The sequence below is a fragment of the Massilia timonae CCUG 45783 genome (genome assembly GCF_000315425.1).
In the GTDB taxonomy this organism is placed as follows: Bacteria; Pseudomonadota; Gammaproteobacteria; order Burkholderiales; family Burkholderiaceae_D; genus Telluria; species Telluria timonae.
The window spans coordinates 2159858-2183958 of sequence record NZ_JH992922.1 but is presented as its reverse complement, the minus strand read 5'-3'; the positions used below and the strand labels follow the sequence as shown (position 1 = coordinate 2183958).

Sequence of the window (24101 nt, the reverse complement as noted above, 5' to 3'; positions counted from 1 at the left end):
CGTCAATTCAGAAGCAAGGATCGGCTGGCAGGAAAGCGCCGGTCCTGCCACAATGGCCCGTTATCAGACGGGCCATCTTTTTATCAATGAACACCGCGAACATGCTGCGCCTGGTGGCGCTGGCCGCCATCTGGGGCGGCTCCTTCCTCTTCATGCGCATCGCCGCGCCCGTGCTCGGCCCGGCGGTGCTGATCGAGTACCGGGTCGGCTTCGCCGCCCTGTTCCTGGCGCTGGTGGCCTGGGTGTTCCACCTGCGCGGCAAGGGCTCCCCGCTCGGCGTGCGCCGCCACTGGAAGCACTACCTGATCCTCGGCCTGTTCAATTCGGCCCTGCCCTTCCTGCTGTTCGCCTTCGCCGCGCGCACCCTGTCGGCCTCGGTGCTGTCGGTGCTGAACGCCACCGCGCCGATGTGGGGCGCGCTGGTCGGCGCCGTGTGGGCGCGCCAGAAGGTGTCCAGGAACAGCGCGCTCGGCCTGCTGCTCGGCACCTGCGGCGTGGCCCTGCTGGTCGGCTTCGACCACGTGGCCGAACGGCCCGGCGCCGGCATCGCCGTCGGCGCGGCCCTGGTCGCGGCGTTCAGCTACAGCATCGCCAGCCAGTACGCCAAATCAGCTCCGGCGGTGGCGCCGTTCGCCAACGCCCACGGCTCGATGTGGGCGGCCGCCATCCTGGTGCTGCCGCTGGTCGCCTTCTTCCCGGCGCCGGGCGAGCCGACCCCGGGCGTCATGGCCGCCGTGCTGGCGCTGGGCGTGGTCTGCAGCGGCATCGCCTACATCCTCTACTTCAAGCTGATCGAGGAAGTCGGCACCACCTCGGCGCTCACCGTCACCTTCCTCAATCCCCTGTTCGGCATCCTGTGGGGCGCGCTGTTCCTGCACGAAGCCATCGGCTGGCACACGATCGCCGGCTCGGCCATCGTGCTGCTCGGGACCGCGCTGGTGACGGGATTCCGGCCGCGCTTTGGACGCGCAGCCGCGCCGGCGGGCGGCAAGTGATGGAGACGACGCAGGAGATTGCCCTGCCGCCAGGCTACCGCGTGGCCGACGTCATCGCCTTTCATGGCCGCGACGTCGAAGGCCTGGCCGAGCAGGTCGGCCCGGACGGCTTGCGCAAGGGCGTGCTGCTGGACGGCGTGCCGACCCTGCTCGACATCCGCTTCGACGGCAATGCGGCCCGCTGCCGCCTTGCCTTCGACGCGCCCGTCACGCCCGCGCTCGCAGCGCTGGCCGAGGACGCGCTGCTGAACGTGCTGGGCCTGCGCATCGACCCGGCCGCCTTCGCCGCCTTCGCGCACGACGATCCCGTGCTCGGCCCCGTGCTCGCGCGCCAGCCGGGCCTGCGCATCGTGCAATCGGCCACCGTGTTCGAGGCCCTGACCTGGGCCATCATCGGCCAGCAGATCAACCTGACCTTCGCGATCGCCCTGCGCCGCACATTGATCAAGCTGGCCGGTCGCCCGCATTCGCGTGGCTTGTGGTGCTATCCGGAAGCGACCGACGTCGCCCGCCTGCCGCTGGAAGATCTGACCAGCCGCAAGTTCTCGACCGCCAAGGCCGAGACCGTGCTGCGCGTGGCGCGCATGGCGGTCGACGGCAGCCTGGCGCTCGAGCGCCGGCGCGACGCCGCCCAGGTGAGCCAGGAACTGCTGGCGATCAAGGGCATCGGCCCCTGGACCGTCAATTATGTGTTGCTGCGCGGCTATGGCTACACGGATTGCTCGCTCGAAGGGGACGTCGCCGTGCGCACCGCCCTGCACAATCTGACCGGCCGCGCCCAGCGGCCGACCCTGGCCGAAGCCCAGCGCCTGCTGGCGCGCTATGCGCCGCACCGCACGATGGCGGCCGCCTACCTGTGGGCCAGTCTCGCCGAATAGCAGACGGCGAAGCCGTGCACTGTTTTCAATTGGAAAGACGAGGGGCGTTACACCACGAGCGTGTGATATATTCAGCAACATGAGCACCCCGATTTTCACTACTTCCAGCAGCGCGAACCATGCTGCAGCGACGCCGGCGAGTGCACCGATCGCCGTCGTGATTCCTTATTTCCAGCGCCAGGAAGGCGTCCTGCAGAAGGCGCTGGCATCGATTGCCGGCCAGCAGCTGTACCCCGCCGAAGTCATCGTGGTCGACGACAGCTCGCCGGTGCCGGCACGGGGCGAGGTGCAGGCAGTGAGGGCGCGCTGGCCGAACCTGAACGTACGCGTGATCGAACAGCCGAACGGCGGACCCGCCGGGGCGCGCAACAAGGGGCTCGACAGCGTGTCGCCGCAATGCGACTACGTGGCTTTCCTGGATTCCGATGACGAGTGGCACGATACGCACCTGCTGCACGCGAGCGCCGCCCTGGCGCAGGGCAACGACTTTTATTTTTCGGATTTTTTCCGCCTTGGCCATTCGACAACCGTGTTCGAACAGAGCGCAGTGTTCAAGAAGGACGCGCACCCGCTGCTGCCGGGTGGCTACCCGGTCGCGCAGTACCAGGGCGACATGACGGAACAGATCCTCGGCGCCAATGTCATCGGCACGTCGACCGTCGTGTACCGCTTCCGCAAGTTCGCCAATCTGCGTTTTCGCGAAGAATTCGTCTATGCCGGCGAGGACTTCCTGTTCTGGCTGACACTGAGCACACTGACGAAGGCGTATGTTTTCGGCACCACGCCGGAAGTGACCTATGGTCGCGGCGTGAATATCTACGCCGGCTCGGGCTGGGGCACTGAGAAATCGATGGACCGCCTGCACTACGAAACCAAGCTGGAACTCGCACTGCCGCGCCTGTTCAAGCTCAACGCCGAACAACAGGGACGCAACCGCGCCAAGCTGCGCTTCCTGCGCCACACCATGGTCAAGGACATCGTCCACCGGCTGACGCACCGCAAACCCATCAACGGCCCGCTGCTGTGGAAGCACCTGGCCATGGACCCTAAACTGCCATTGTATGTGCCGGCGGTGGGCTGGCAGATCGTTGCCGGTCGCCTGCGTACCCAGGCCGCCCCGCGCAAGGAATGAGCGGCTGGCGCCGAGAGGGCCTCGGCGCGGCCGACTGCGGCATCAGTTCCAGCGCGGCAAACCGTCGAACTGCTGCGCGCCCTCCCCCGAGAACCGGATGAGTTCGGCCAGCGGCACGGTGGCCAGGTTGTCGCAGCCATAGTGGCCGCCCAGCGCGCTGGGAATCTTGAGGCAGTATTTGCGCCCCTCGGTCAGCGGCCCCAGCGCGGCTTCGGCCAGGCGCACCGCCTCTGGCATGTACCAGTCGTTGAGGAAATCCTGGTTGTAGGCCAGCGCGTCGAGCGCGGCGCGGCTGCGCGCCAGCGGCTCGCAGACCAGTTCTTGCGGACGCAGGCACCAGAAATGGTCGTCCTCGTCGCGGATGATGAGGTTGCCGAAGGCATTAGCCCCGAGAACTTCGACGGCGCTCATGCCGACCCAGCCCCAGGCCTCGTTGATGTCGTCTACATCGATCATGGTCATCGCCCCTGAATGTCGCCATGGCGCATGCGCGCGGCGGTTCGCAGGGTTGGACAGGCCGGGCCCGTGTGCATTGCAGCAGAGGCGAGCGGGTTTGACCTGCGTCGAGGCCGTTAAGACCGAGAAAAGATGTGCCTGCTTGAACAACGCCGGCTTGAAAAACGGAAAAGCCGCTGACTCTTGCGAATCAGCGGCTTCGAATCTGGTTGCGGGGACAGGATTTGAACCTGTGACCTTCGGGTTATGAGCCCGACGAGCTGCCAGACTGCTCCACCCCGCGTCTGATGAAATGAATTATACGCCCATTCCCCTTATTAGGCAAATGCAATACTGCGGCCATGTGCGATTGCAACACGATATAACGCATGGTCTGCGCTGAAAACAGGTCGACCCCACCCGTCGGGCGCTGCCCTATCGCCCCCGCATTCAGTGTAAAGTAAGGGCAATGCCAATTCGTCACACGACCATGAAATTCTGCTCCGAGTGCGCCCACCCCGTCCTGCTGACCATCCCTGAAGGCGACAACCGGCCGCGCTACGTCTGCACCCATTGCCACACGATCCACTACCAGAATCCGAAACTCGTCATCGGATCGATTCCCGTCTGGGAGGCCGACGGCCGGCTCCAGGTCTTGCTGTGCAAGCGCGCGATCGAGCCGCGCTACGGCTACTGGACCCTGCCGGCCGGCTTCATGGAAAACGAGGAGACCACCGGGCAGGCGGCGGTGCGCGAGACCGAGGAAGAAGCCGGCGCCAACATCGAGCTCGGGCCCTTGTTCACCCTGCTCAACGTGGCCCACGTGCACCAGGTCCACCTGTTCTACCGGGCGCGCCTGCTCGACCTCGACTTCGCGGCCGGCATCGAAAGCCTGGACGTGCAGCTGTTTACCGAAGACGAGATCCCCTGGGACGACCTGGCCTTTCCCACCATCCGCACCACGCTGGAACTGTTCTTCGCCGACCGGATCAAAGTGCGCGAGGGCGGCAGCTATGGCTTTCACAGCCGCGACATCCATCGCCCGATGATCGCCCCACGCGAACCGGATTGAGATGATTCCCTGGCTCGAGACCGATACGCCGTTTCCCGACGTATCCAAGGCACTGACGGTCGAAGCGCCGGGCCTGCTCGCGGCCGGCGCCGACCTGTCGCCGCCGCGCCTGCTGCAGGCTTACCGCAACGGCATCTTTCCCTGGTTTTCCGAAGGCCAGCCCATCCTGTGGTGGAGCACCGACCCGCGCATGGTGCTGTACACGAGCGACTTCAAGGTGAGCGACAGCCTGGCCAAGACGCTGCGCAAGGTCGAGCGCAGCCGCCACGAGGGAGGCCGCTGGGACGTGCGCTTCGACTCGGCCTTCAGCGACGTCATGCGCGCCTGCGCCGCGCCGCGCCGCGACGGCCCCGGCACCTGGATCTCCAGCGAGATCATCGACGGCTACAGCGGCCTGCATGCGCTGGGCTATGCCCACTCGTCCGAAGTCTGGCTCGACGGCGAACTGGTCGGCGGCGCCTATGGCGTCTGCATAGGCCGCATGTTCTATGGCGAGTCGATGTTCGCGCGCGTGTCCGACGCTTCCAAGGTCGCGCTGGCCTACCTGGTGGCCTTCCTGCGCGGCCACGGCGTGCGGATGATCGACTGCCAGCAGGAGACCGGCCACCTGGCCTCGCTCGGCGCGGCGCCGATCCCGCGCAGCCGCTTCCTGGAGCACCTGCGCGCCGCCATCGCCGAACCACCCATCCGCGACTGGACGGTCGGTGCGCCGCTGGCGGCGCCGGGCGCCGGGGCGCCGGCGGCATCCGCAGCGTCCGCAGGGTCCGCTGCAGCGGCCGACAAATCCGGCAATTCGCCCGCGATACCGTTGGATGGCTAACGGTATCGCGGGCGGGTTTTCGCTAGAATAGGTTCATCACACGTCGTCTCGAGAGTTTTTTGCATGACGCACCTACACGACCTGCCCTTTGCGACGCTGCAGTTCTACACGACGGCGCCCTATCCCTGCAGCTATCTCGACGCGCGCCAGGCGCGTTCGCAGGTCGCCACGCCATCGCACCTGATCAATGCCGACGTGTATTCCGAGCTGGTCAAGAACGGCTTCCGGCGCAGCGGCATCTTCACCTACCGCCCCTACTGCGACGGCTGCCAGGCCTGCATCCCGGTGCGCGTCAAGTGCGAGGACTTCACGCCCAACCGCACCCAGCGCCGCGCCTGGAAGCGCCATGGCAACCTGGTCGCGATGGTGGCCAACCTGGCCTTTTCCGACGAGCACTACGCACTCTACCTGCGCTACCAGACCACGCGCCACGTGGGCGGCGGCATGGACCAGGACAGCCGCGACCAGTACGCCCAGTTCCTGCTGCAAAGCCGCGTCAACACGCGCCTGGTCGAATTCCGCGAGCCGGACGGCACCCTGCGCATGGTGTCGATCATCGACGTGCTGTCCGACGGCCTGTCATCGGTGTACACCTTCTTCGATCCCGACATCGAGAATGCCTCCTACGGCACCTACAACATCCTGTGGCAGGTGAACCAGGCGCACGAGCTCGGACTGTCCTACGTGTATCTCGGGTACTGGATCGAACAGAGTCCCAAGATGGCCTACAAGATCAACTTCCGGCCGCTCGAAGCGCGCATCGACGGCGAATGGGGCGTGCTGCAGCGCTAGGCCGGGTTGTCGCCGTGTGATACAAGTGCTAACAAAGTCGTTGACACTCAACTACGTATGCCGCAGCGCATCACGTTAGAATGATGGGGAGATCCTTTTTGAGTTCCCCATGCCCGACAAATTCCTGTACACCCTCGTCCGCCCCGCACTGTTCTCGCTCGATCCCGAGACGGCCCACAACTTCACGCTGCCCATGCTGTGTCGGGCAGCCGCGCTCGGCCTGACGGGCGCGTTCAGGAAACCGCTGCCCGACCCGCGCACCGTCATGGGCATCACCTTCCCCAACCCGGTCGGCCTGGCCGCCGGCCTGGACAAGGATGGGGCCTACATCGACGGCCTGGCCGCGCTCGGCTTCGGCTCGATCGAGATCGGCACCGTGACCCCGCGCGGCCAGGCCGGCAACCCCAAGCCGCGCATGTTCCGCCTGCCGCGCGCGCGCGGCATCATCAACCGCATGGGCTTCAACAACGGCGGCGTCGACGCCTTCGTGGCCAACGTGCAAGCCTCGCGCTTCTACCAGGAACGCCAGGGCGTGCTGGGCCTGAACATCGGCAAGAACGCCGACACGCCGATCGAGCAAGCCGCCGAGGATTACCTGCACTGCCTGCGCAAGGTCTATCCGTATGCGAGCTACGTGACGGTCAACATCTCGTCGCCCAACACCAAGAACCTGCGCCAGCTGCAGGGCGCGTCCGAACTGGACGGCCTGCTGTCCCAGCTGAAGGCCGAGCAGACCAAGCTGGCCGACCACCACGGCCACTACGTGCCGATCACGCTCAAGATCGCGCCCGACGTCGACGGCGACCAGATCCGCGACATCGCCGGCGCCCTGCTGCGCCACAAGATCGACGGCGTGATCGCCACCAACACCACGCTCAACCGGCGCGACGTCGAAGGCATGAAGCACGCACAGCAGGCCGGCGGCCTCTCCGGCGCCCCGGTGTTCGAGCAGTCGAACATCGTGATCCGCGCGCTCAAGAAGGAGCTGCGCGACGACATCCCGATCGTCGGCGTGGGCGGCATCATGCGCGGCCAGGACGCGAAGGCCAAGATCGCGTCCGGCGCCAAGCTGGTGCAGCTGTACAGTGGCCTGATCTACGCCGGCCCGGCCCTGGTGCGCGAATGCGCCGACGCGCTGCGCGACAACGGCGCGAAGAAGAAAAAGCAATGAGCATGCGGCGCAAGACACTGGGCCGCACCGACCTCGAGGTGAGCACCGTCTGCCTCGGCACGATGACCTTCGGCGAGCAGAATACCGAGCAGGAAGCGCACGCCCAGCTGGACTATGCAATCGGGCGCGGCATCAACTTCATCGACACCGCCGAGCTGTATCCGGTGCCGCCGAGCGCGGCCACCCAGGGTTCGACCGAGCGCTTCATCGGCTCCTGGCTCAAGGCGCGCGGCGGGCGCGACAAGCTGGTGCTGGCGACCAAGATCGCCGGCCCGAACGGCAACCAGGCCTGGATCCGCGGTTCAAAACACAATCTCGACGCCGCCAACCTGCGCGCCGCCGTCGACGCCAGCCTGCGGCGCCTGCAGACCGACTACATCGACCTCTACCAGCTGCACTGGCCGAGCCGCAACGTGCCGATCTTCGGCGCCAATCAGTTCGATCCGCGCAAGGAACGCGACGGCGTGGCGATCGAGGATACCTTGCGTACCCTGGCCGACCTGGTCAAAGAGGGCAAGATCCGCCACATCGGCGTGTCGAACGAAAGCCCGTGGGGCGTGTGCGAATTCGTCAAGCAGGCCGAACTCCGCGGCCTGCCGCGCATCGCCACCATCCAGAATCTATACAACCTGACCGCGCGCGCGTTCGAGACCACCTTGCTGGACGAAGTCTGCTACCGCGAAGACGTCAGCCTGCTGGCCTACAGTCCCCTCGCCTTCGGCCAGCTGAGCGCCAAGTACGTCGACGACCCGCAGGCGCGCGGCCGCCTGACGATCTATCCGCCGACCTGGAGCCCGCGCTACCTGCGGCCGGCGGTGTTCGAGGCCACCCGCGCATATGCGGCGCTGGCGCGCGAGCACGGCTTGACGCCGGCGCAGATGGCGCTGGCCTGGTGCTATTCACGCTGGTTCGTGGGATCGACCATCGTCGGGGCGACCACGCTGGCGCAGCTCGAGGAAAACATCGATGCGGCGCAGATCGTACTCAGCGATGAGGTGGTCAAACGGATCGATGAGATCCACGGACGGATCACTAATCCTGGTCAATAAGCTGGTCAATAAGCTGGCCAATAAGCCAAGGCTATAAGCCGATCAATGCAAAACGGGGCAGATGCCCCGTTTCTTCATTCCGCCGTCGCGATCGCCTTCTCGATATCCGCCCGCGTATACCCTTGCGCGAAACGCTCGATGAAGTGGAAGGCATACGCCCGCAGGTACGAACCACGCCGCACCGCCAGGCGCGTCACGTTCTGCGCGAACAGGTGCGAGGCCTCGATCGCGCGCAGGCCCTTGTCGCGGCCATGATCGAAGGCCATCGAGGCCACGATGCCGACGCCCAGCCCCAGCGACACATACTGCTTGATGACGTCCGAATCCATCGCGGTGAGCACGATGTCCGGCGCCAGCCCGGCTTCGACGAAAGCGGCGTCGATGTGGCTGCGGCCGGTGAAGCCGACGTCATAGGTGATCAGGGGATGCTCGGCCAAATCTTCCAGGCGCAGCGGCGAGCCGCTCGAGAAGATCGGGTGCCCCTCGGGCGCCACCACCAGGTGGCTCCAGCGGTAGCACGGGAAGGACACCAGGTCGGGGAAGGCCGACAGGCCCTCGGTCGCGATCCCGATGTCGGCCTTGCCCGAGGCCACCCATTCGGCGATGTGCTCGGGCGCGCTTTGCTGCAGGGCGATGCGCACGTTGGGGAAGGCGGCGCGGAATGACTGCACCACCTGCGGCAACGCGTAGCGCGCCTGGGTGTGGGTGACGGCGACGGTGAGCGTGCCGCTGTCCTGCGCGGCGTATTCGCGGCTGGCCTGCTGCAGGTTCTCGGCTTCGACCAGCAGCTTTTCGACGATGCGCAGGATGCCCTTGCCCGGCGGCGTGAGGCCCGTCAGGCGCTTGCCGTTGCGCTCGAAGATGACCACGCCCAGCTCTTCCTCGAGCTCGCGGATCTGGCGCGACACGCCCGGCTGCGAGGTGAACAGGGCGTTGGCGACTTCGGTCAGGTTGAAATCGCGCCGGGCCGCTTCGCGGACCGAGCGCAGCTGCTGGAAGTTCATATCGCGTTTCCTTCGTCGACGAACACTTCGATGCGGCGCGGACGCACGACCAGCGTCTCGCCCTCTTTGAGGCCCAGGCTGGCGAAGCGCTCGTTCGGCATCACCGCCTCGATCAGCTGCTGGTTGTCGGCGCGCTCCAGGTCGAGCTGGGCCAGCGGGCCGATCGCATGCGCGCGGCGCAGCTTGGCCACCACGCCCGCGGCGCCGGGCGTGTAGCGCTCGACGTCCAGGTCGTGCGGACGCACGTAGCCGATGCCGGCGCCATCCACCACGCCGGCGTGCTGCGGCGCCTGGAAACGCACGTCGCCGCTGGCCAGCACGCCGTCGTTGACGCGGCCGTGGAACAGGTTGACGTTGCCCAGGAAGCCGTACACGAAGGGCGAGGCCGGGTTGTTGTACACCTGGTCCGGGCTGCCCAGCTGCTCCACGCGGCCCTTGTTCATCAGGACCACCTGGTCGGCCACTTCGAGCGCCTCTTCCTGGTCGTGGGTGACGAAGATCGAGGTCACGTGCAGGTCGTCGTGCAGGCGGCGCAGCCAGCGCCGCAGCTCCTTGCGCACCTTGGCGTCGAGCGCGCCGAACGGTTCGTCCAGCAGCAGCACACGCGGTTCGACCGCGAGCGCGCGCGCCAGGGCGATGCGCTGGCGCTGGCCGCCCGAGAGCTGCGGCGGATAGCGGTCGGCGATCCAGTCGAGCTGCACCAGTTCGAGCAGCTTCTTGACCTTCTCGCGGATCTGGGCTTCGCTCGGGCGCTCCTTGCGCGGCTTGACGCGCAGGCCGAAGGCGACGTTCTCGAACACGGTCATGTGCTTGAACAGCGCATAGTGCTGGAACACGAAGCCGACCTGGCGCTCGCGCACGTGGCGGTGCGAGGAATCCTGGCCGTCGAGCAGCACGGAACCGGAGTCCGGATATTCGAGGCCGGCGATGATGCGCAGCAGCGTGGTCTTGCCGCAGCCCGAAGGCCCCAGCAAGGCGGTCAGCTCGCCGTCGGGGAACTGCAGCGAAACGTCGTCGAGCGCCGTGAACTGGCCGAACTGCTTGCGGATATGTTGTACTTCGATCGTCATGCGTGGCTCCGGCGTTGTTTCAGTGAGGGGCGTCCGTCGAAGCCTTACGGGCTTCGTGCAGGCGCCATTCGATAAAGGACTTGACGGCCAGGGTCACCAGGGCGAGCAGCGCCAGCAGCGATGCGACGGCGAAGGCGGCCGTGAAGTTGTATTCGTTGTAGAGGATCTCGACGTGCAGCGGCATGGTGTTGGTCTCGCCGCGGATGTGGCCCGACACCACCGACACCGCGCCGAACTCGCCCATCGCACGGGCATTACACAGGATCACGCCATACAGCAGGCCCCATTTGATGTTCGGCATCGTCACGCGCCAGAAGGTCGACCAGCCCGAGGCGCCCAGCACCAGCGCGGCCTCTTCTTCTTCGGTGCCCTGCTGCTGCATCAGCGGAATCAGCTCGCGCGCGACGAACGGGAAGGTGATGAACACGGTGGCCAGCACGATGCCCGGCACCGCGAACAGGATCTTGATGTCGTGCTCCGCCAGCCATGGGCCGAACCAGCCCGAGGCGCCGAACAGCAGCACGTACATCAGGCCCGCGATCACCGGCGAGATCGAGAACGGCAGGTCGATCAGGGTCAGGAGGATGCTCTTGCCGCGGAATTCGAACTTGGCGATGGCCCACGCCGCCGCCACGCCGAACACCAGGTTCAGCGGCACCGAGATCACGGCCGCGATCAGGGTCAGCTTGATCGCCGACACCGCATCCGGGTCCAGGATCGATTCGACGTACAGCTCCCACCCTTTTTTCAGCGCTTCGGTAAACACCGCCGCCAGGGGGATGAACAGGAACAGCGTCAGGAAGATCAGCGCGACGGCGATCAGCGCCACGCGCACCCAGCGCGGCTCGAGCACGCTGGTGTCGAGGCGCTTGTTGTTGGCGGCGCGCTTGGCCGGCGGCGCCACCTTGTCGAGGACCGCGCTCATGCCTTGCCCGCCCGTTTGCGCGTCCACGCCTGAAGAAGGTTAATCGCCAGCAGCAGGATGAAGGAGAACACCAGCATCACCACCGCGATCGCGGTCGCGCCGGTATAGTCGTACTGTTCCAGCTTGGAGATGATCAGGAGCGGCGTGATCTCGGACACCATCGGCAGGTTGCCGGCGATGAAGATGACGGAACCGTATTCGCCGGTGGCGCGCGCGAAGGCCAGCGCGAAGCCGGTCAGGAGCGCCGGCACGATGGTCGGCAGCACCACGCGGATGAAGGTCTGCAGCGGCGGCGCGCCCAGGCTGGCGGCGGCTTCCTCGAGTTCGCGCTCGGCTTCCTCGAGCACCGGCTGCACCGTGCGCACGACGAACGGCAGGCCGATGAAGGTCAGCGCCACCACCACACCCAACGGCGAGAAGGCCACCTTGATGCCCAGCGCCGCCAGGTACTGGCCGATCCAGCCGTTATGGGCGTACAGCGCAGTGAGCGTGATGCCGGCCACCGCGGTCGGCAGCGCGAACGGCAGGTCGACCAGGGCGTCGATCAGGCGCTTGCCGGGGAACTGGTAGCGCACCAGCACCCAGGCCACGATGCCGCCGAAGACGACGTTGATGGCGGCCGCGATCAGCGACGCGCCGAAACTCAGGCGGTAGGACGCCACCACGCGCTCGGACGTGACGGTCGCCCAGAAATCGGCCCAGCTCATGCTGGAGGTCTTGAGGAATACCGCCGACAGCGGGATGAGGACGATCAGCGCCAGGTAGAACAGCGTGAAGCCCAGCGAAATGCCGAAGCCGGGAATGACCCGGCCTGGCCGCTTGGGCTTGGTTGCTGCCGCGTTGCCCGGCAATGCAAGCGAAGTCATGCGAGTCCTTATTACAAATTCTTCTATCGGACTCGAATATTCTCACGCGATGTTCATAAAGCAAACGAAAGAATACTTATTTGCATAGACAGTAATTGCTATTTGGTAGGGCGCAATTTACAAGACGAGCTTCGCCGCCACCGCCGTCAGGGTGGTGGCCAGCAAGGCGCGCAGGAAGCGCTCCGGCACGGCGCGCGCCGCCATGGCGCCGAGGGTAATGCCGGGCAGCGAACCGACGAGCAGGGTCAGCAGCAGCATCCAGTCGATCGAGCCGAGCCACCAATGGCCGAGCGCGGCGATGGCGGTCAGCGGGACCGCGTAGGCGATGTCGGTGCCGGCCACTTCGGCCGGGCTCAGCTTTGGATACAGGAACACCAGCAAGGTCGCGCCGATGGCGCCGGCGCCGATCGAGGACACCGTCACCAGCACGCCCAGCACGGCGCCCGAGATGATGGTGGCCGCCGCCAGGCCGCGGCCCTGCAGCTGGCGTTCCGGGTGGGCATGGATCCAGGCCAGCAGGCGGCTGCGCAGCAGCAGCGCCACCACGGTCAGCATCACCGAGACGGCGATCGTGTAGCGGATCACCTGCCCCAGCTGTTCGCTGAGCGCGCCGAAATGGTTGAGCGCGATCGCCGCCAGCACGGCCGCCGGCAGCGCCCCCAGGCACAGGCGGCCGACGATCTGCCATTGCACGGTGCGGGTGAAGCGGTGGGTGATGGTGCCGGCGCTCTTGGTGATCGCGGCGAAGGCGAGGTCAGTGCCGACCGCGACCGATGGCGAGACGCCGAACAGCAGGGTCAGCAAGGGCGTCATCAGCGAGCCGCCACCGACGCCGGTCATGCCGACCAACAAACCTACCGCGAATCCTGCCATCACATACGTCATCGACATGCCGAGCTCTCCTGTGGAGCACAGGGTAAGGCTCGGGCTGCCGTTTTCCAAACGACAGCTTTCTCATTTGCTTATGCAGAGATATTCGTCCCACGACGATGATCATCGCGAGTTTGTTGCCTGGATACCACGAAAAAAAACGGCGAACCCAGGTTCGCCGTCTTGCGGTAGACATGGCATGGGGCAAGCCTCGCCCCTGCGCTGCCGATTACTTGTTCGGCTGCGGCGTCAGGCGCAGGTAAGGACGCGGCGCCTCGAAGCCTTTCGGGTACTTCTGCTTGATGACGTCGGGATCGGTGACGGTCAGCGGGATAATGACCGGGTCGCCATCCTTCCAGTTGCCCGGCGTGGCGACGGTGTAGCCGTCGGTCAGCTGCAGGGCGTCGATCACGCGCAGCACTTCGTCGAAGTTGCGGCCGGTGCTCATCGGGTAGGTGATGATCAGGCGCACTTTCTTGGCCGGGTCGATCACGAACAGCGAGCGCACGGTGGCGGTGGCCGAGGCGTTCGGGTGGATCATGTCGTACAGCCCGGACACGGTCTTGTCGGCGTCGGCCACGATCGGGAAACCAACCACGGTTTGCTGGGTTTCTTCGATATCCTTGATCCAGTCGACGTGCTTGTCGGCCGGGTCGACCGACAGCGCGATTGCCTTGACGTTGCGCTTGTCGAACTCCGGCTTGAGCTTGGCGGTCAGGCCCAGTTCGGTCGTGCACACCGGCGTGAAGTCGGCCGGGTGCGAGAACAGCACTACCCAGGAATCGCCCGCCCACTCGTGGAAGCGGATCTTGCCGATGCTGGAATCCTGCTCGAAATCGGGAGCGGTGTCGCCGAGGCGTAAGGTCATAGTCTTCTCCATGGTTGATTCATACAGCGCCGTCCGCGGACGACGCAACGCAAAGCCTACATAAAGCGGTTGTACAGCACGACGGCCCAGGTGGCCCCCGCCAGCAGCAGGGTCAGCGCCACCGCGGCGCTGCCCAGGTCCTTGGCCGCCTTGGACAGCGGATGACGCTCCAGCGAGATGCGGTCGACCACCGCTTCGATCGCCGAATTGATCAGCTCGACCACCAGCACCACGACCAGCACGCCGACCAGGGCCAGCTTTTGAAAACCGGACACCGGCAGCAGCAGCGCCACCACGCTGGCGATGACGATCACCACGACCTCTTGCCGAAACGCCGCTTCGCTGCGCCAGGCCCAGCGCAGGCCGTCCCAGGTGTTGCGGCAGGCGGCGCCGATGCGCTCCAGGCCGCGCAAGGTCTTGAATTCGCTGATCGGGTTTTCCATCGTTCTTGGCATTCCAACATGCAGGAACGACATTATGCCCCGTCCGCGCACAAGCATGTGGCAAGTTGACCCAGGACGCAAGCCGCCGGTTTGCATGGTCTTTTCACATCATGGTATAAAGTGAACAATACTGCACTGCACCAACCACATCATGAAAATGGAAACCCCTACTCCAGCCAAGACGTCGATCCAGGTCATCGAACGCATGATGGCGCTGCTCGATGCGTTGGCGAGCTATACCGACCCGGTCAGCCTCAAGGAATTGTCGCGGGTGTCGGGCCTGCATCCCTCGACCGCGCACCGCATCCTCAACGACATGGTCGTCACGCGCTTCGTCGACCGGGTCGAACCGGGCACCTACCGCCTCGGCATGCGCCTGCTGGAACTGGGCAATGTGGTCAAGAGCCGGCTGTCGGTGCGCGAAGCGGCGCTCGACGCCATGCGCGCCCTGCACCGCAAGACCCAGCAGACGGTCAACCTGTCGGTGCGCCAGGGCGACGAAATCGTCTACATCGACCGCGCCTTCTCGGAGCGCTCCGGCATGCAGGTGGTGCGCGCCATCGGCGGGCGCGGCCCGCTGCACCTGACCTCGACCGGCAAGCTGTTTTTATCCGTGGACGACGTCAAGGCGATCCGCGCCTATGCCACCCGCACGGGGCTGGCCGGCCACACGCGCAATTCGATCACCGAACTGGCGCGGCTGGAACGCGAACTGAGCCTGGTGCGGGCGCGCGGCTATGCGCGCGACAACGAGGAACTGGAACTGGGCGTGCGCTGCATGGCGGCCGGCATCCATGACGACAGCGGCAAGCTGGTGGCGGGATTGTCGATCTCGGCGCCGGCCGACCGCTTGCAGGAAGACTGGCTCGAAGACCTGGTGCAGACGGCGTCGCGGATTTCGTCGACGCTGGGTTACCGGCCGATCGCGCCGGTGTGATCAAGGATTAATGCAATGCCGGCGCGCTGGCCGTGATGGTCGGCGTGCGCACCGCATCGACGTCCATGCGGTCCGGCAGCGACTCGATCCAGCGGCGGATGCGGCCGGCGTCGGCCGTGCGCGACATCTTGCCTTTCGAATCCAGGAACACCATCACCACATTGCGGCCATGGATCATGGCCTGCATCACCAGGCAGCGTCCCGCTTCGTTGATGAAGCCGGTCTTTTGCAGGCCGATGTTCCAGTCGGGCAGCGACACCAGGTAGTTGGTGTTCGCGTAATGCATGGTGCGGCCGCTGGCCTTCACGGTCGATTTCGGCGTGGTGGAGAATTCGCGCAGCAGCGGGTCTTCGTGGGCCGCCATCACCAGCTTGACGAGGTCGCGCGCGCTCGAGACGTTGCGGCTCGACAGGCCGCTGGAATCGACGTAATGGGTGTCCATCATGCCGAGCTGGCGCGCCTTGGCGTTCATCGCGGCGACGAAGGCCTCGATGCCGCCCGGGTAGTTGCGGCCCAGCGCCGAGGCGGCGCGGTTCTCGGAACTCATGAGGGTGATGTGCAGCAGTTCGCGCCGCGTCATGCGCGCGCCGACCGGCAGCCGCGAGCTGCTGTACTTCAGGCGGTCGACGTCGGCGTCGGTGACGCGCAGGACTTCGTCGAGGTCTTGCTTGGCTTCCATGACGACCATGCCGGTCATCAGCTTGGTGATCGAGGCGATCGGCAGGGCGACGTTGGCGTTCTTTTCGAACAGCACTTCGGCGCTGTTCTGGTCGACCACATAGGCGACGCTGGAACGCAGGGACAGCGGATCGTCGGTCTTGTTCAGGCCGGCCCTGTCGCCGGCCGTCGCCACCGCCGCCACGGCGACGGCGCCCGCCGCGGCGCGGGCCGGGTGGTAGGTGACGACGCGCTTGCCGTTGACGGTGCGGACCCGGCGCACCATGCGCTGGCCGTTGTCGCCGGCGCTGGCGACTTCCTTGCGCTTCCTGGCGGTCTTTTTCGCCTTCGCTTTGCGCTTGGGCTTTTTCTTGGCAGCCTTGGCAGGCTTGGACTTCTGCGCTTGTTCGGTCGCGCCCGCCCCTGCGCCCGCCCCGGCACCGGATGCCTGCATTGGTGCAATAGCGAACAACGTGGCGGCAACTGCAGCCAAAGCAAGTTTAAACATCGAAACGCCCCTGGACCAAACCGATGAGATACAGATGAAAGTGTAGCGGAACGACGCTCGATCGCAAGAGAAAAGAACATTCCGTGCGGAAATAATCTGCGAAAACCAACACCTCCCCTGCATTCAAACTTTCGTTTGATATCAATGAGATATTGTTGGTTATTACTTTACTCCATGAAGCGGGCGAACACGTGGCTGGGTTCGCGCTCGGTCTCCAGGGTGTTCTCGATCCGCGCCTGATCGGCCCAGCCCAGCGCCATGCCGCACACGACCATCTCGTTCGCCGGCAGCCCGAGTTCGGCCGCGATGATCCGATGATACTGCGTAAAGGCGGCTTGCGGACAGGTGTCGAGTCCCCTCGCCCGCGCCGCTACCATGATGTTCTGCAAGAACATCCCGTAATCGAGCCAGGAGCCCTGCTCCATGATGCGGTCGATGGTGAAAATCATCCCGACCGGCGCATCGAAGAAAGTGAAGTTGCGCCCATGCTGGGCCGCCATGCCGGCCTTGTCGTCGCGCGTCAGGCCCAGCAGGCCATATAAATCCCAGCCGACCTTGCGGCGCCGGTCGATGTACGGCGACACCCATTCGCGCGGATAGTAGGGATATTCCTCCTGGTGCTGGGCGGCCTGCTCGGGGTCGGCATACGCCGCCAGGATCGCGCTTGACAGGCGCTCTCGCGCGGCGCCGGTCAGCACATGGACTTTCCACGGCTGGGTGTTGGTGCCGGACGGCGCGCGCGCCGCGACGTCCAGGATGCGGGCGATGTCTTCGCGCGCGACCGGCTTGTCCAGGAAGGCGCGGATCGAACGGCGCGAGGTGATGGCGGCGTCGACGGCCGCCTGGCCAGGGTTCTCGATGGTCATGTGGTCTCCGGTGGTTTGCGCACGACGAAGGCGACGCCGGTGACGGCCACCGCCATGCCCGCCAGGCCGAGCGCGTTGAAGGCTTCGCCGAACAGCAGCCAGGCCATGATGGCGGTGGTCGGCGGGGTCAGGTACATCAGGCTGGTCACCTCGGTGGCCTGGCTGCGCCCGATGAGTTTGAACAGCAGGAAGATGGCGCCGATCGACAGCGCGAACACCGACCACAGCCAGGCGATGACGAAGTCGGCGCTCCAGGTAACCGTCGAGAACGCCGGGTCGAGGTCTTCCAGCCACACCGCGATCGGCGCCAGCACCAGCACCGTGGCCCCGAACTGGATCGCGGTGCCGCTGCGCAGGTCGAAACGCGGGCAGAAGCGGCGCTGGTACATGGTGCCGGCCGTGATGCAGAGCAGCGCGAACACGCACAGGCCGAGGGCGGCGGGCGACAGGCCGGCCAGGCCCAGCTTGGCGTAGACCACCAGCGCCACGCCGGACAGGCCGAGCAGCAGGCCCAGCCACTGGATCGGCCGCACCCGCTCGCCGATCAGCGGGGCACAGGCGGCGGTGAGGATCGGCTGCATGCCGACGATCAGGGCGGTCAGTCCCGCCGGCATGCCGAGCTTGATGGCGGCCCACACGCCGCCCAGGTAGCCCGCCTGCAGCAGCACGCCGGCCACGGCGAGATGCAGGACCTGGCCGCGCGGCCATGGCGCGCGCCAGAGCAGCATCAACGGCAGCAGCACCGCCAGCACGCCCAGGCAGCGCACGATGAGGAAGGTCAGCGGCGGCGCATACGGCAGGCCGAGCTTGGCGACGATGAAACCCGTGCTCCAGAGGAAGACGAAGAACAGCGGCACGGGCGACAGCCAGGAGCTGCCGGGCATGGAAGTGGCGTGGGTCGACATGATGCTGGCAATGCGCGCTGCACGGCATTGAATAAATCGCAAGCATCGAGTCTAGCATGTCTCTACCATGGAGTTTTGACCGGCTGAAAGATGCACAGGGTTTGCGCGAGATCAATTGACTTTTATTGCATTAAATGCATTCTAGAAAATTATGTATCTTGGATGGTGCGTCGCATCAAAAACGCTTGACGCTTCAAACGAACTGACAGAAAATCTGCCCTGTTGCGGTGCACAAAAAGAGTTTCGTTGCGTTTTAATGAAGAACCTGTCTCACAGAGCAATAGTCCATTCTTGAAACGACATATTTGGAGAGCCACATGTTTGCAATCCCTGAACAATTTTCGAACGCTACCAAGGCCAGCCTCGATTCGCAATTCGCCCTGTTTTCGGCACTGACCTCGAAGACCTTCGAAGGCGTGGAAAAGCTGGTTGAACTGAACATCAGCACCGCGCGCTCGACCCTGGAAGATTCGTCGGCCGCCGCTCGCCAGCTGCTGGGCGCCAAGGACCCACAAGAATTCTTCTCGCTGACCGCCTCGCAGGCGCAGCCGAACGCCGAGAAAGCCCTGTCGTACAGCCGCCAGCTGGCCTCGATCGCCACCGGCACCGGCGCCGAGTTCTCGAAAGCCGCCGAAAGCCAGATCGTCGAAGCCAACCGCAAGGTCATCTCGCTGGTCGACGAAGTGAGCAAGAACGCCCCGGCCGGCTCGGAAAGCTTCGTCGCCGCCGTCAAGACCGCGATCAGCAACGCCAACGCCGGCTACGAGCAATTCAGCAAGACCTCCAAGCAGGCGGTCGAAGCGCTCGAAAGCAATATGAACGCCGCCGTGTCGCAATTTTCTGCGACTGCTGCTAAAGCTGGCAATGCTGCCAGCGCTGCCACGGCTGCCGCTGCGGCCTAAGCTGCGGCTGGTGAAGTAACAAGCCCAAGACAAAAAGCCGACAGACGCAATCGCGTCTGTCGGCTTTTTGTCGTTCGCGTGCCGCTCATGTGACCGGTGGCGTCACTCGCCCAGGTATGCCGCCTGCACCCTCGGATCGTCGAGCATGTCGCGCGCATTGCCGGTCATGGTGATCGCGCCCGACTCCATCACGTAGCCGCGGTGCGCGGCCTGCAGCGCCAGCTTGGCGTTCTGCTCCACCAGCAGGATCGTGATGCCCTGCCGCGACACGTCGCGGATCACCTCGAAGATCTTCTCGACCATGATCGGCGCCAGGCCCATCGACGGCTCGTCCAGCAGCAGCAGGGTCGGATGGCACATCAATGCGCGCGCCATCGCCAGCATCTGCTGCTCGCCGCCCGACAGGGTGCCGGCCAGCTGGCTGGACCGCTCTTTCAGCCGCGGGAAGACGGTGTACCACTTCTCGATGTCGGCATCGATCGCGGCCTTGTCGTCGCGCGTGTAAGCGCCCATCAACAGGTTTTCGTGGATCGACATGCGGGTGAACACGCCCCGCCCTTCCGGCACCATGGCCAGCTTCTGGCGCACCATCCGGAACGACTGCGTGCCGCCGAGCGGCTGGCCGAGATACTCGATCGTCCCCTCGACCTTGCACGGCGGGAGCGTGCCGGTGATGGCCTTCAGGGTCGTGGTCTTGCCGGCGCCGTTGGCGCCGATCAGCGTCACCAGCTCGCCTTTCGCCACCTCCAGGTCGACGCCCTTGACCGCCTTGATGCCGCCGTAGGCGACCTTCAGGCCGGCGATTTTCAGAACAATGTCAGCCATCAGTGGGCGCCTCCAAGGTAGGCGTCGATCACGGCCTGGTTCTTTTGTATCTCGCTTGGCAAGCCTTCGGCGATCTGCTTGCCGTATTCGAGCACCGTGATGCGGTCGCACAGGCCCATCATGAGCTTGACGTCGTGCTCGATCAGCAGCACGGTCCGGCCCTCGGCCTTGATTTTCACGAGCAGCTCGCGCAGCGCCAGCTTTTCGGTGGCGTTCATGCCGGCCGCCGGTTCGTCCAGCGCCAGGAGCTGCGGATCGGTGGCGAGCGCGCGCGCGATTTCCAGGCGGCGCTGGTCGCCATAGGACAGGAATTTCGCGGTGCGGTTGCCGAATTGGCCGATGCCGACGAAGTCGAGCAGTTCCTGCGCGCGCAGGCGGATCGCGGCTTCCTCGTCGCGCGCCGCCTTGTGGCGCAGGATCGCGCCCAGCACGCCCTGCTTCGTGCGCACGTGGCGCCCGACCATCACGTTCTCGAGCGCGCTCATCTCGCCGAACAGGCGGATGTTCTGGAAGGTGCGGGCGATGCCCGCCCTGGCCACGTCATGCGGCGCCGATGGCGAATAGGGTTTGCCGGCCAGCTCGAAGGTGCCGCTGTCCGGTTGATACAGGCCCGTGATCACGTTGAAGAACGTGGTCTTGCCGGCGCCATTGGGGCCGATCAGGCCATAGATCTGGCCCTGCATGATCCGGATGCCGACGTCGGTCAGCGCCTGCAGGCCGCCGAAGCGTTTATTGACACCCTGGATATTCAGGAGGATTTGTTCGCTCATGGTCTGCTCATGTGTCTGTACACTCATCACGCGGTGGACGCTTCTTCTTCCTCGCGCGCCAGGGCGGCGTTGGGACGCTCTTCCCTGTTCGGCGACGGCCACAGGCCGGCCGGGCGGACCAGCATGATCAATACCAGGGCCAGGCCGTACAGCAGCTGGCGCAGCACCTCGGCTTCGATGATCACCTTGCCGAACACGGCCTGTTGAAGCGGATCGACCACGTGGCGCAACACCTCGGGCAAGGCCGCCAGCAGCACGCCGCCCAGCACCACGCCCGGGATGTGGCCGATGCCGCCCAGGACCACCATCGCCAGCACCGCGATCGATTCGGTCAGCGAGAACGACTCGGGCGACACGAAACCCTGGAAGGCGCCGAACATCGCGCCGGCCACGCCGCCGAACGACGCGCCCATGGCGAAGGCCAGCAGCTTGACGTTGCGGGTATTGATGCCCATCGCCTTGGCCGCGATCTCGTCTTCGCGGATCGCCACCCAGGCCCGGCCCAGGCGCGAATGCTGCAGGCGGCCGGTGATGAAGATCGTCGCGATCACCATGGCCAGGAACAGGAAGTAATAGGCGTTCACCGACGGCATCGCGTAGTCGCCGATCATGACGTTGGCGCCGGAGCCCGGCTCGCCGGCCAGCGACACCCCGAACACGCGGATCGGGTCGATCATATTGATCCCCTGCGGCCCGTTGGTGAAGTTGATCGGGTCGTTCAGGTTGTTCATGAAGATGCGGATGATCTCGCCGAAGCCGAGCGTCACGATGGCGAGGTAGTCGCCGCGCAGCTTGAGGGTGGGGGCGCCCAGCAGCGCGCCGCACAGCGCGGCGCACAGCGCCGCCAGCGGCACGATGGCCCACAGCGACAGATGGATGCCGTTGGCGGCGATCTCGGGCCCGAAGAAGGCCACCAGCGCTTCGCCGAGCGCCGGCGAATAATAGATGAGCGACTCCAGCAGCGCCGCGAACTGCGGCGACGAGAACAGGCCGACCAGGTAGGCGCCGACCGCGAAGAAGGCGATATAGCCCAGGTCGAGGAGGCCCGCGAAGCCGACCACGATGTTCAGGCCCAGCGCCAGCATGATGTACAGCAGCGCGATGTCGATGATGCGCACCCACGAGTTGCCGAATTGCGAGGCGACGAAGGGGAAGATCAGCATCAGGATCAGGACGGCCGCCATGCTGATGGCGGCCTGGCGCGGCTTGTGCTGGGTGTCGAAGGTCAGGAGTGCCATGGTGTGCTCCTCGTGCTCAGGCGCGGTCGGCCACGCGTTCGCCCATGATGCCGGACGGACGCAGGGTCAGGACCAGGATCAGCACCACGAAGGCGAAGATGTCCTGGTAGTGGCTGCCGAGGAAGCCGCCGGTCAGGTCGCCGATGTAGCCGGCGCCGAGCGCCTCGATGATCCCCAGCAGCAGGCCGCCGATCATGGCGCCATAGATGTTGCCGATCCCGCCCAGCACCGCGGCGCAGAAGGCCTTCAGGCCCGGCAGCACGCCCATGGTGAAGGTGATCGAGGCATAGTTGGCGCCCCACATCACGCCGGCGACGGCCGCCAGCGCGGCGCCGATGGCGAAGGTGGCGACGATCACGCGGTTCGCGTCCACGCCCATCAGGCCGGCCACGCGCGGGTTTTCGGCCACGGCGCGCATCGCGCGGCCCATCCTGGTGCGCTCGACCAGCAGCACCAGGGCGCCCATGGCGACGGCCGCCAGCACCAGCAGCAGCACTTGCGTCTGCGAGATCATGGCGCCGCCAATCATGATCGGTTCGGACGACAGCAGTTGCGGGAACGGCAGCGGGCTGCGGCCCCAGATCATCATGGCGAAGGTCTGCAGCAGGATCGAGACGCCGATCGCCGTGATCAGCGGCGCCAGGCGCGGCGCATGGCGCAGGCGGCGGTAGGCGACGCGCTCGATCAGGATGCTGACCAGCATGGTGAGGGGAATCGCGCCGAGGATGGCGGCCGCCAGCTGGACATAGCCCGGCAAGCCGGGAATATAAGCCTCGAGCAATTGCAGGATCGTCAGGCCGATCATGGCGCCGATCATCAGCACGTCGCCATGGGCGAAGTTGATCAGGTTGAGCACGCCGTACACCATCGTGTAGCCGAGCGCGACCAGCGCGTACATGCTGCCCAGCACCAGGCCGTTCAGCAGCTGTTGAATAAAGGTTTCCATCGTTCTGCCTGTGTATTTTTGCCTTGCAAAAAAACGGCACCGCGGGATCCCTCCCGAAGTGCCGCTCATGGTTGGCTACCATGACAATTTTCCGAGCGCCGCCATCATAACTTGGCTGTTGGAAAACTTATCACGGTAAATCCGTGCAGTAGCAAATTTTGTTTTCTGTCTGTACGAGAAATAAAGTTCAGGCTGCTGGCGAAGATGGCTCAGGACGTACGCCGTCCAGGCCTTTCGGCAGCGGGAAGGTCACGTGTTCTTCAACCCCTTCGAGCGCGCGCACGCTGGCCGCGCCGAGTTCTTTCAGGCGGTCGATCACGGCCTGCACCAGCACCTCGGGCGCCGAGGCGCCGGCGGTCACGCCGATCCGCTTCTTGCCCGCGATCCAGCTGGGGTCGATCTTGCTCGCGTTGTCGACCATATACGCCGGCGTGCCCATTTTTTCGGCCACTTCGCGCAGGCGGTTCGAGTTCGAGCTGTTTGGACTGCCCACGACGACCACGACCTCGACCTGCGGCGCCATGAACTTCACGGCTTCCTGGCGGTTGGTGGTGGCGTAGCAGATGTCGCCCTTCTTCGGCTCGATGATGTTCGGGAAGCGCGCCTTGAGCGCCGCGATGATGTCCAGGGTGTCGTCGACCGACAGGGTGGTCTGCGACACGTAGGCCAGCAGCTCGGGATTACGCACCTGCAGTTTCTGCACGTCCTCGACGGTCTCGACCAGGTGCATGCCTTCTTCGGCCTGGCCCATGGTGCCTTCCACTTCTGGGTGGCCGTCGTGGCCGATCATGATGATCTCGGCGCCTTGCTTGCGCATCTTGGCGACTTCGACGTGGACCTTGGTCACCAGCGGGCAGGTGGCATCAAAAATGGTGAGCCCGCGCGCCTCGGCGTCGGCGCGCACGGCCTTCGAGACGCCGTGGGCCGAAAACACCAGCGTGTTGCCGGGCGGGACGTCTTCGAGTTCCTCGATGAAGATCGCGCCCTTGGCGCGCAGGTCTTCGACCACGTAGGCGTTGTGCACGATCTCGTGGCGCACATAGATCGGCGCGCCGAACTGTTTCAGGGCGCGCTCGACGATCTCGATCGCGCGGTCCACGCCGGCGCAGAAGCCGCGCGGCTGGGCCAGCAGAATTTCGTTTTCCATCATTGTTCCT

26 protein-coding genes and 1 tRNA gene are annotated in these 24101 nt (G+C 65.4%); 10 read left to right on the top strand and 17 right to left on the bottom strand.

All coding sequences use genetic code 11. From position 1 onward, the window contains the following. The first annotated feature begins 86 nt into the window (after nt 1–86). The 3 genes from HMPREF9710_RS09225 (at nt 87) to HMPREF9710_RS09215 (ending at nt 3005) form a co-directional block, all read left to right on the top strand. Nucleotides 87–995 carry a DMT family transporter gene (locus tag HMPREF9710_RS09225; RefSeq protein ID WP_040775270.1) on the top strand — a complete coding sequence of 303 codons (909 nt, stop codon included), beginning with the start codon at nt 87–89 and terminating at the stop codon, nt 993–995. Further along, nucleotides 995–1873: a DNA-3-methyladenine glycosylase family protein gene (locus HMPREF9710_RS09220; protein WP_005665774.1), complete on the top strand. Its 879-nt coding sequence runs from the start codon at nt 995–997 to the stop codon at nt 1871–1873. Before HMPREF9710_RS09225 ends, HMPREF9710_RS09220 begins: the two co-directional genes overlap by 1 nt. A 79-nt stretch (nt 1874–1952) precedes the next feature. Beyond that, on the top strand, nt 1953–3005 hold the full coding sequence (locus tag HMPREF9710_RS09215; protein ID WP_005665772.1) for a glycosyltransferase family A protein: 1053 nt from the start codon (nt 1953–1955) through the stop codon (nt 3003–3005). 42 nt (nt 3006–3047) lie between these two features. Here the strand turns inward: HMPREF9710_RS09215 and HMPREF9710_RS09210 are convergent, their stop codons facing one another. Beyond that, nucleotides 3048–3461, bottom strand: coding sequence for a T6SS immunity protein Tdi1 domain-containing protein (locus tag HMPREF9710_RS09210; protein WP_005665771.1), 414 nt, complete (start codon nt 3459–3461; stop codon nt 3048–3050). Nucleotides 3462–3667: 206 nt separating this feature from the next. Next, nucleotides 3668–3744, bottom strand: a tRNA-Met gene (locus tag HMPREF9710_RS09205). A 186-nt stretch (nt 3745–3930) separates the two neighbouring features. Between HMPREF9710_RS09205 and HMPREF9710_RS09200 the strand changes: the two genes are divergently transcribed. From HMPREF9710_RS09200 to HMPREF9710_RS09180, 5 genes are all read left to right on the top strand, one after another. Next, nucleotides 3931–4512 carry an NUDIX hydrolase gene (locus tag HMPREF9710_RS09200; protein WP_005665769.1) on the top strand — a complete coding sequence of 194 codons (582 nt, stop codon included), beginning with the start codon at nt 3931–3933 and terminating at the stop codon, nt 4510–4512. Nucleotide 4513: 1 nt separating this feature from the next. After that, the gene (gene aat / locus HMPREF9710_RS09195; RefSeq protein ID WP_005665767.1) at nt 4514–5332 is read left to right on the top strand and encodes a leucyl/phenylalanyl-tRNA--protein transferase; all 819 of its coding nucleotides are present in this window, start codon (nt 4514–4516) and stop codon (nt 5330–5332) included. 63 nt (nt 5333–5395) lie between these two features. Beyond that, entirely contained in the window at nt 5396–6124 is a 729-nt protein-coding gene (locus HMPREF9710_RS09190) for an arginyltransferase (RefSeq protein WP_005665766.1), read from the top strand. A gap of 109 nt (nt 6125–6233) precedes the next feature. Further along, nucleotides 6234–7295, top strand: a complete 1062-nt coding sequence (locus tag HMPREF9710_RS09185) for a quinone-dependent dihydroorotate dehydrogenase (protein WP_005665765.1) — start codon at nt 6234–6236, stop codon at nt 7293–7295. Between the two features lie 2 nt (nt 7296–7297). Further along, entirely contained in the window at nt 7298–8344 is a 1047-nt protein-coding gene (locus HMPREF9710_RS09180; RefSeq protein WP_040775266.1) for an aldo/keto reductase, read from the top strand. Nucleotides 8345–8418: 74 nt separating this feature from the next. On the opposite strand, the gene HMPREF9710_RS09175 is transcribed toward HMPREF9710_RS09180, so the two are convergent. The 7 genes from HMPREF9710_RS09175 to HMPREF9710_RS09145 form a co-directional block, all read right to left on the bottom strand. Next, entirely contained in the window at nt 8419–9348 is a 930-nt protein-coding gene (locus tag HMPREF9710_RS09175) for a CysB family HTH-type transcriptional regulator (RefSeq protein WP_005665763.1), read from the bottom strand. Further along, nucleotides 9345–10418, bottom strand: coding sequence for a sulfate/molybdate ABC transporter ATP-binding protein (locus HMPREF9710_RS09170; protein WP_005665761.1), 1074 nt, complete (start codon nt 10416–10418; stop codon nt 9345–9347). The genes HMPREF9710_RS09175 and HMPREF9710_RS09170 overlap by 4 nt, the downstream gene beginning before the upstream one ends. Before the next feature lie 19 nt (nt 10419–10437). Further along, nucleotides 10438–11343, bottom strand: a complete 906-nt coding sequence (gene cysW, locus HMPREF9710_RS09165; RefSeq protein ID WP_005665759.1) for a sulfate ABC transporter permease subunit CysW — start codon at nt 11341–11343, stop codon at nt 10438–10440. Next, on the bottom strand, nt 11340–12209 hold the full coding sequence (gene cysT / locus HMPREF9710_RS09160) for a sulfate ABC transporter permease subunit CysT (RefSeq protein ID WP_005665758.1): 870 nt from the start codon (nt 12207–12209) through the stop codon (nt 11340–11342). Before cysT ends, cysW begins: the two co-directional genes overlap by 4 nt. A gap of 117 nt (nt 12210–12326) precedes the next feature. After that, nucleotides 12327–13100: a sulfite exporter TauE/SafE family protein gene (locus HMPREF9710_RS09155; RefSeq protein ID WP_005665757.1), complete on the bottom strand. Its 774-nt coding sequence runs from the start codon at nt 13098–13100 to the stop codon at nt 12327–12329. A gap of 208 nt (nt 13101–13308) precedes the next feature. After that, nucleotides 13309–13947 (bottom strand): peroxiredoxin, encoded by a 639-nt coding sequence (locus HMPREF9710_RS09150; RefSeq protein WP_005665756.1) that lies wholly within the window; start codon nt 13945–13947, stop codon nt 13309–13311. A gap of 56 nt (nt 13948–14003) precedes the next feature. Next, on the bottom strand, nt 14004–14390 hold the full coding sequence (locus tag HMPREF9710_RS09145) for a diacylglycerol kinase (protein ID WP_040775263.1): 387 nt from the start codon (nt 14388–14390) through the stop codon (nt 14004–14006). A 151-nt stretch (nt 14391–14541) separates the two neighbouring features. On the opposite strand from HMPREF9710_RS09145, the gene HMPREF9710_RS09140 reads away from it, so the two are divergent. Further along, nucleotides 14542–15327: an IclR family transcriptional regulator gene (locus HMPREF9710_RS09140; RefSeq protein ID WP_005665754.1), complete on the top strand. Its 786-nt coding sequence runs from the start codon at nt 14542–14544 to the stop codon at nt 15325–15327. Nucleotides 15328–15334: 7 nt separating this feature from the next. On the opposite strand, the gene pbpG is transcribed toward HMPREF9710_RS09140, so the two are convergent. From pbpG to HMPREF9710_RS09125, 3 genes are all read right to left on the bottom strand, one after another. Next, nucleotides 15335–16492 (bottom strand): D-alanyl-D-alanine endopeptidase, encoded by a 1158-nt coding sequence (pbpG, locus tag HMPREF9710_RS09135; protein WP_157225462.1) that lies wholly within the window; start codon nt 16490–16492, stop codon nt 15335–15337. A 167-nt stretch (nt 16493–16659) separates the two neighbouring features. Next, complete coding sequence (locus HMPREF9710_RS09130) at nt 16660–17358, bottom strand: nitroreductase (RefSeq protein ID WP_005665751.1); 699 nt, start codon at nt 17356–17358, stop codon at nt 16660–16662. Further along, complete coding sequence (locus tag HMPREF9710_RS09125; protein ID WP_051205040.1) at nt 17355–18263, bottom strand: DMT family transporter; 909 nt, start codon at nt 18261–18263, stop codon at nt 17355–17357. The genes HMPREF9710_RS09130 and HMPREF9710_RS09125 overlap by 4 nt, the downstream gene beginning before the upstream one ends. A 317-nt stretch (nt 18264–18580) precedes the next feature. On the opposite strand from HMPREF9710_RS09125, the gene HMPREF9710_RS09120 reads away from it, so the two are divergent. Then, entirely contained in the window at nt 18581–19165 is a 585-nt protein-coding gene (locus HMPREF9710_RS09120) for a phasin family protein (RefSeq protein ID WP_005665748.1), read from the top strand. A 102-nt stretch (nt 19166–19267) separates the two neighbouring features. On the opposite strand, the gene HMPREF9710_RS09115 is transcribed toward HMPREF9710_RS09120, so the two are convergent. From HMPREF9710_RS09115 to ispH, 5 genes are all read right to left on the bottom strand, one after another. Further along, a complete protein-coding gene (locus HMPREF9710_RS09115) occupies nt 19268–19990 on the bottom strand; it encodes an ABC transporter ATP-binding protein (protein WP_005665747.1) in 723 nt (240 codons plus the stop codon). Next, the gene (locus tag HMPREF9710_RS09110; RefSeq protein ID WP_040775260.1) at nt 19990–20760 is read right to left on the bottom strand and encodes an ABC transporter ATP-binding protein; all 771 of its coding nucleotides are present in this window, start codon (nt 20758–20760) and stop codon (nt 19990–19992) included. Before HMPREF9710_RS09110 ends, HMPREF9710_RS09115 begins: the two co-directional genes overlap by 1 nt. Before the next feature lie 26 nt (nt 20761–20786). Continuing rightward, nucleotides 20787–21998, bottom strand: a complete 1212-nt coding sequence (locus HMPREF9710_RS09105) for an ABC transporter permease subunit (protein WP_005665745.1) — start codon at nt 21996–21998, stop codon at nt 20787–20789. Nucleotides 21999–22014: 16 nt separating this feature from the next. After that, complete coding sequence (locus tag HMPREF9710_RS09100; protein ID WP_005665743.1) at nt 22015–22944, bottom strand: branched-chain amino acid ABC transporter permease; 930 nt, start codon at nt 22942–22944, stop codon at nt 22015–22017. A 187-nt stretch (nt 22945–23131) separates the two neighbouring features. Beyond that, nucleotides 23132–24091 (bottom strand): 4-hydroxy-3-methylbut-2-enyl diphosphate reductase, encoded by a 960-nt coding sequence (gene ispH, locus HMPREF9710_RS09095; protein ID WP_005665742.1) that lies wholly within the window; start codon nt 24089–24091, stop codon nt 23132–23134. Nucleotides 24092–24101: the final 10 nt, after the last annotated feature.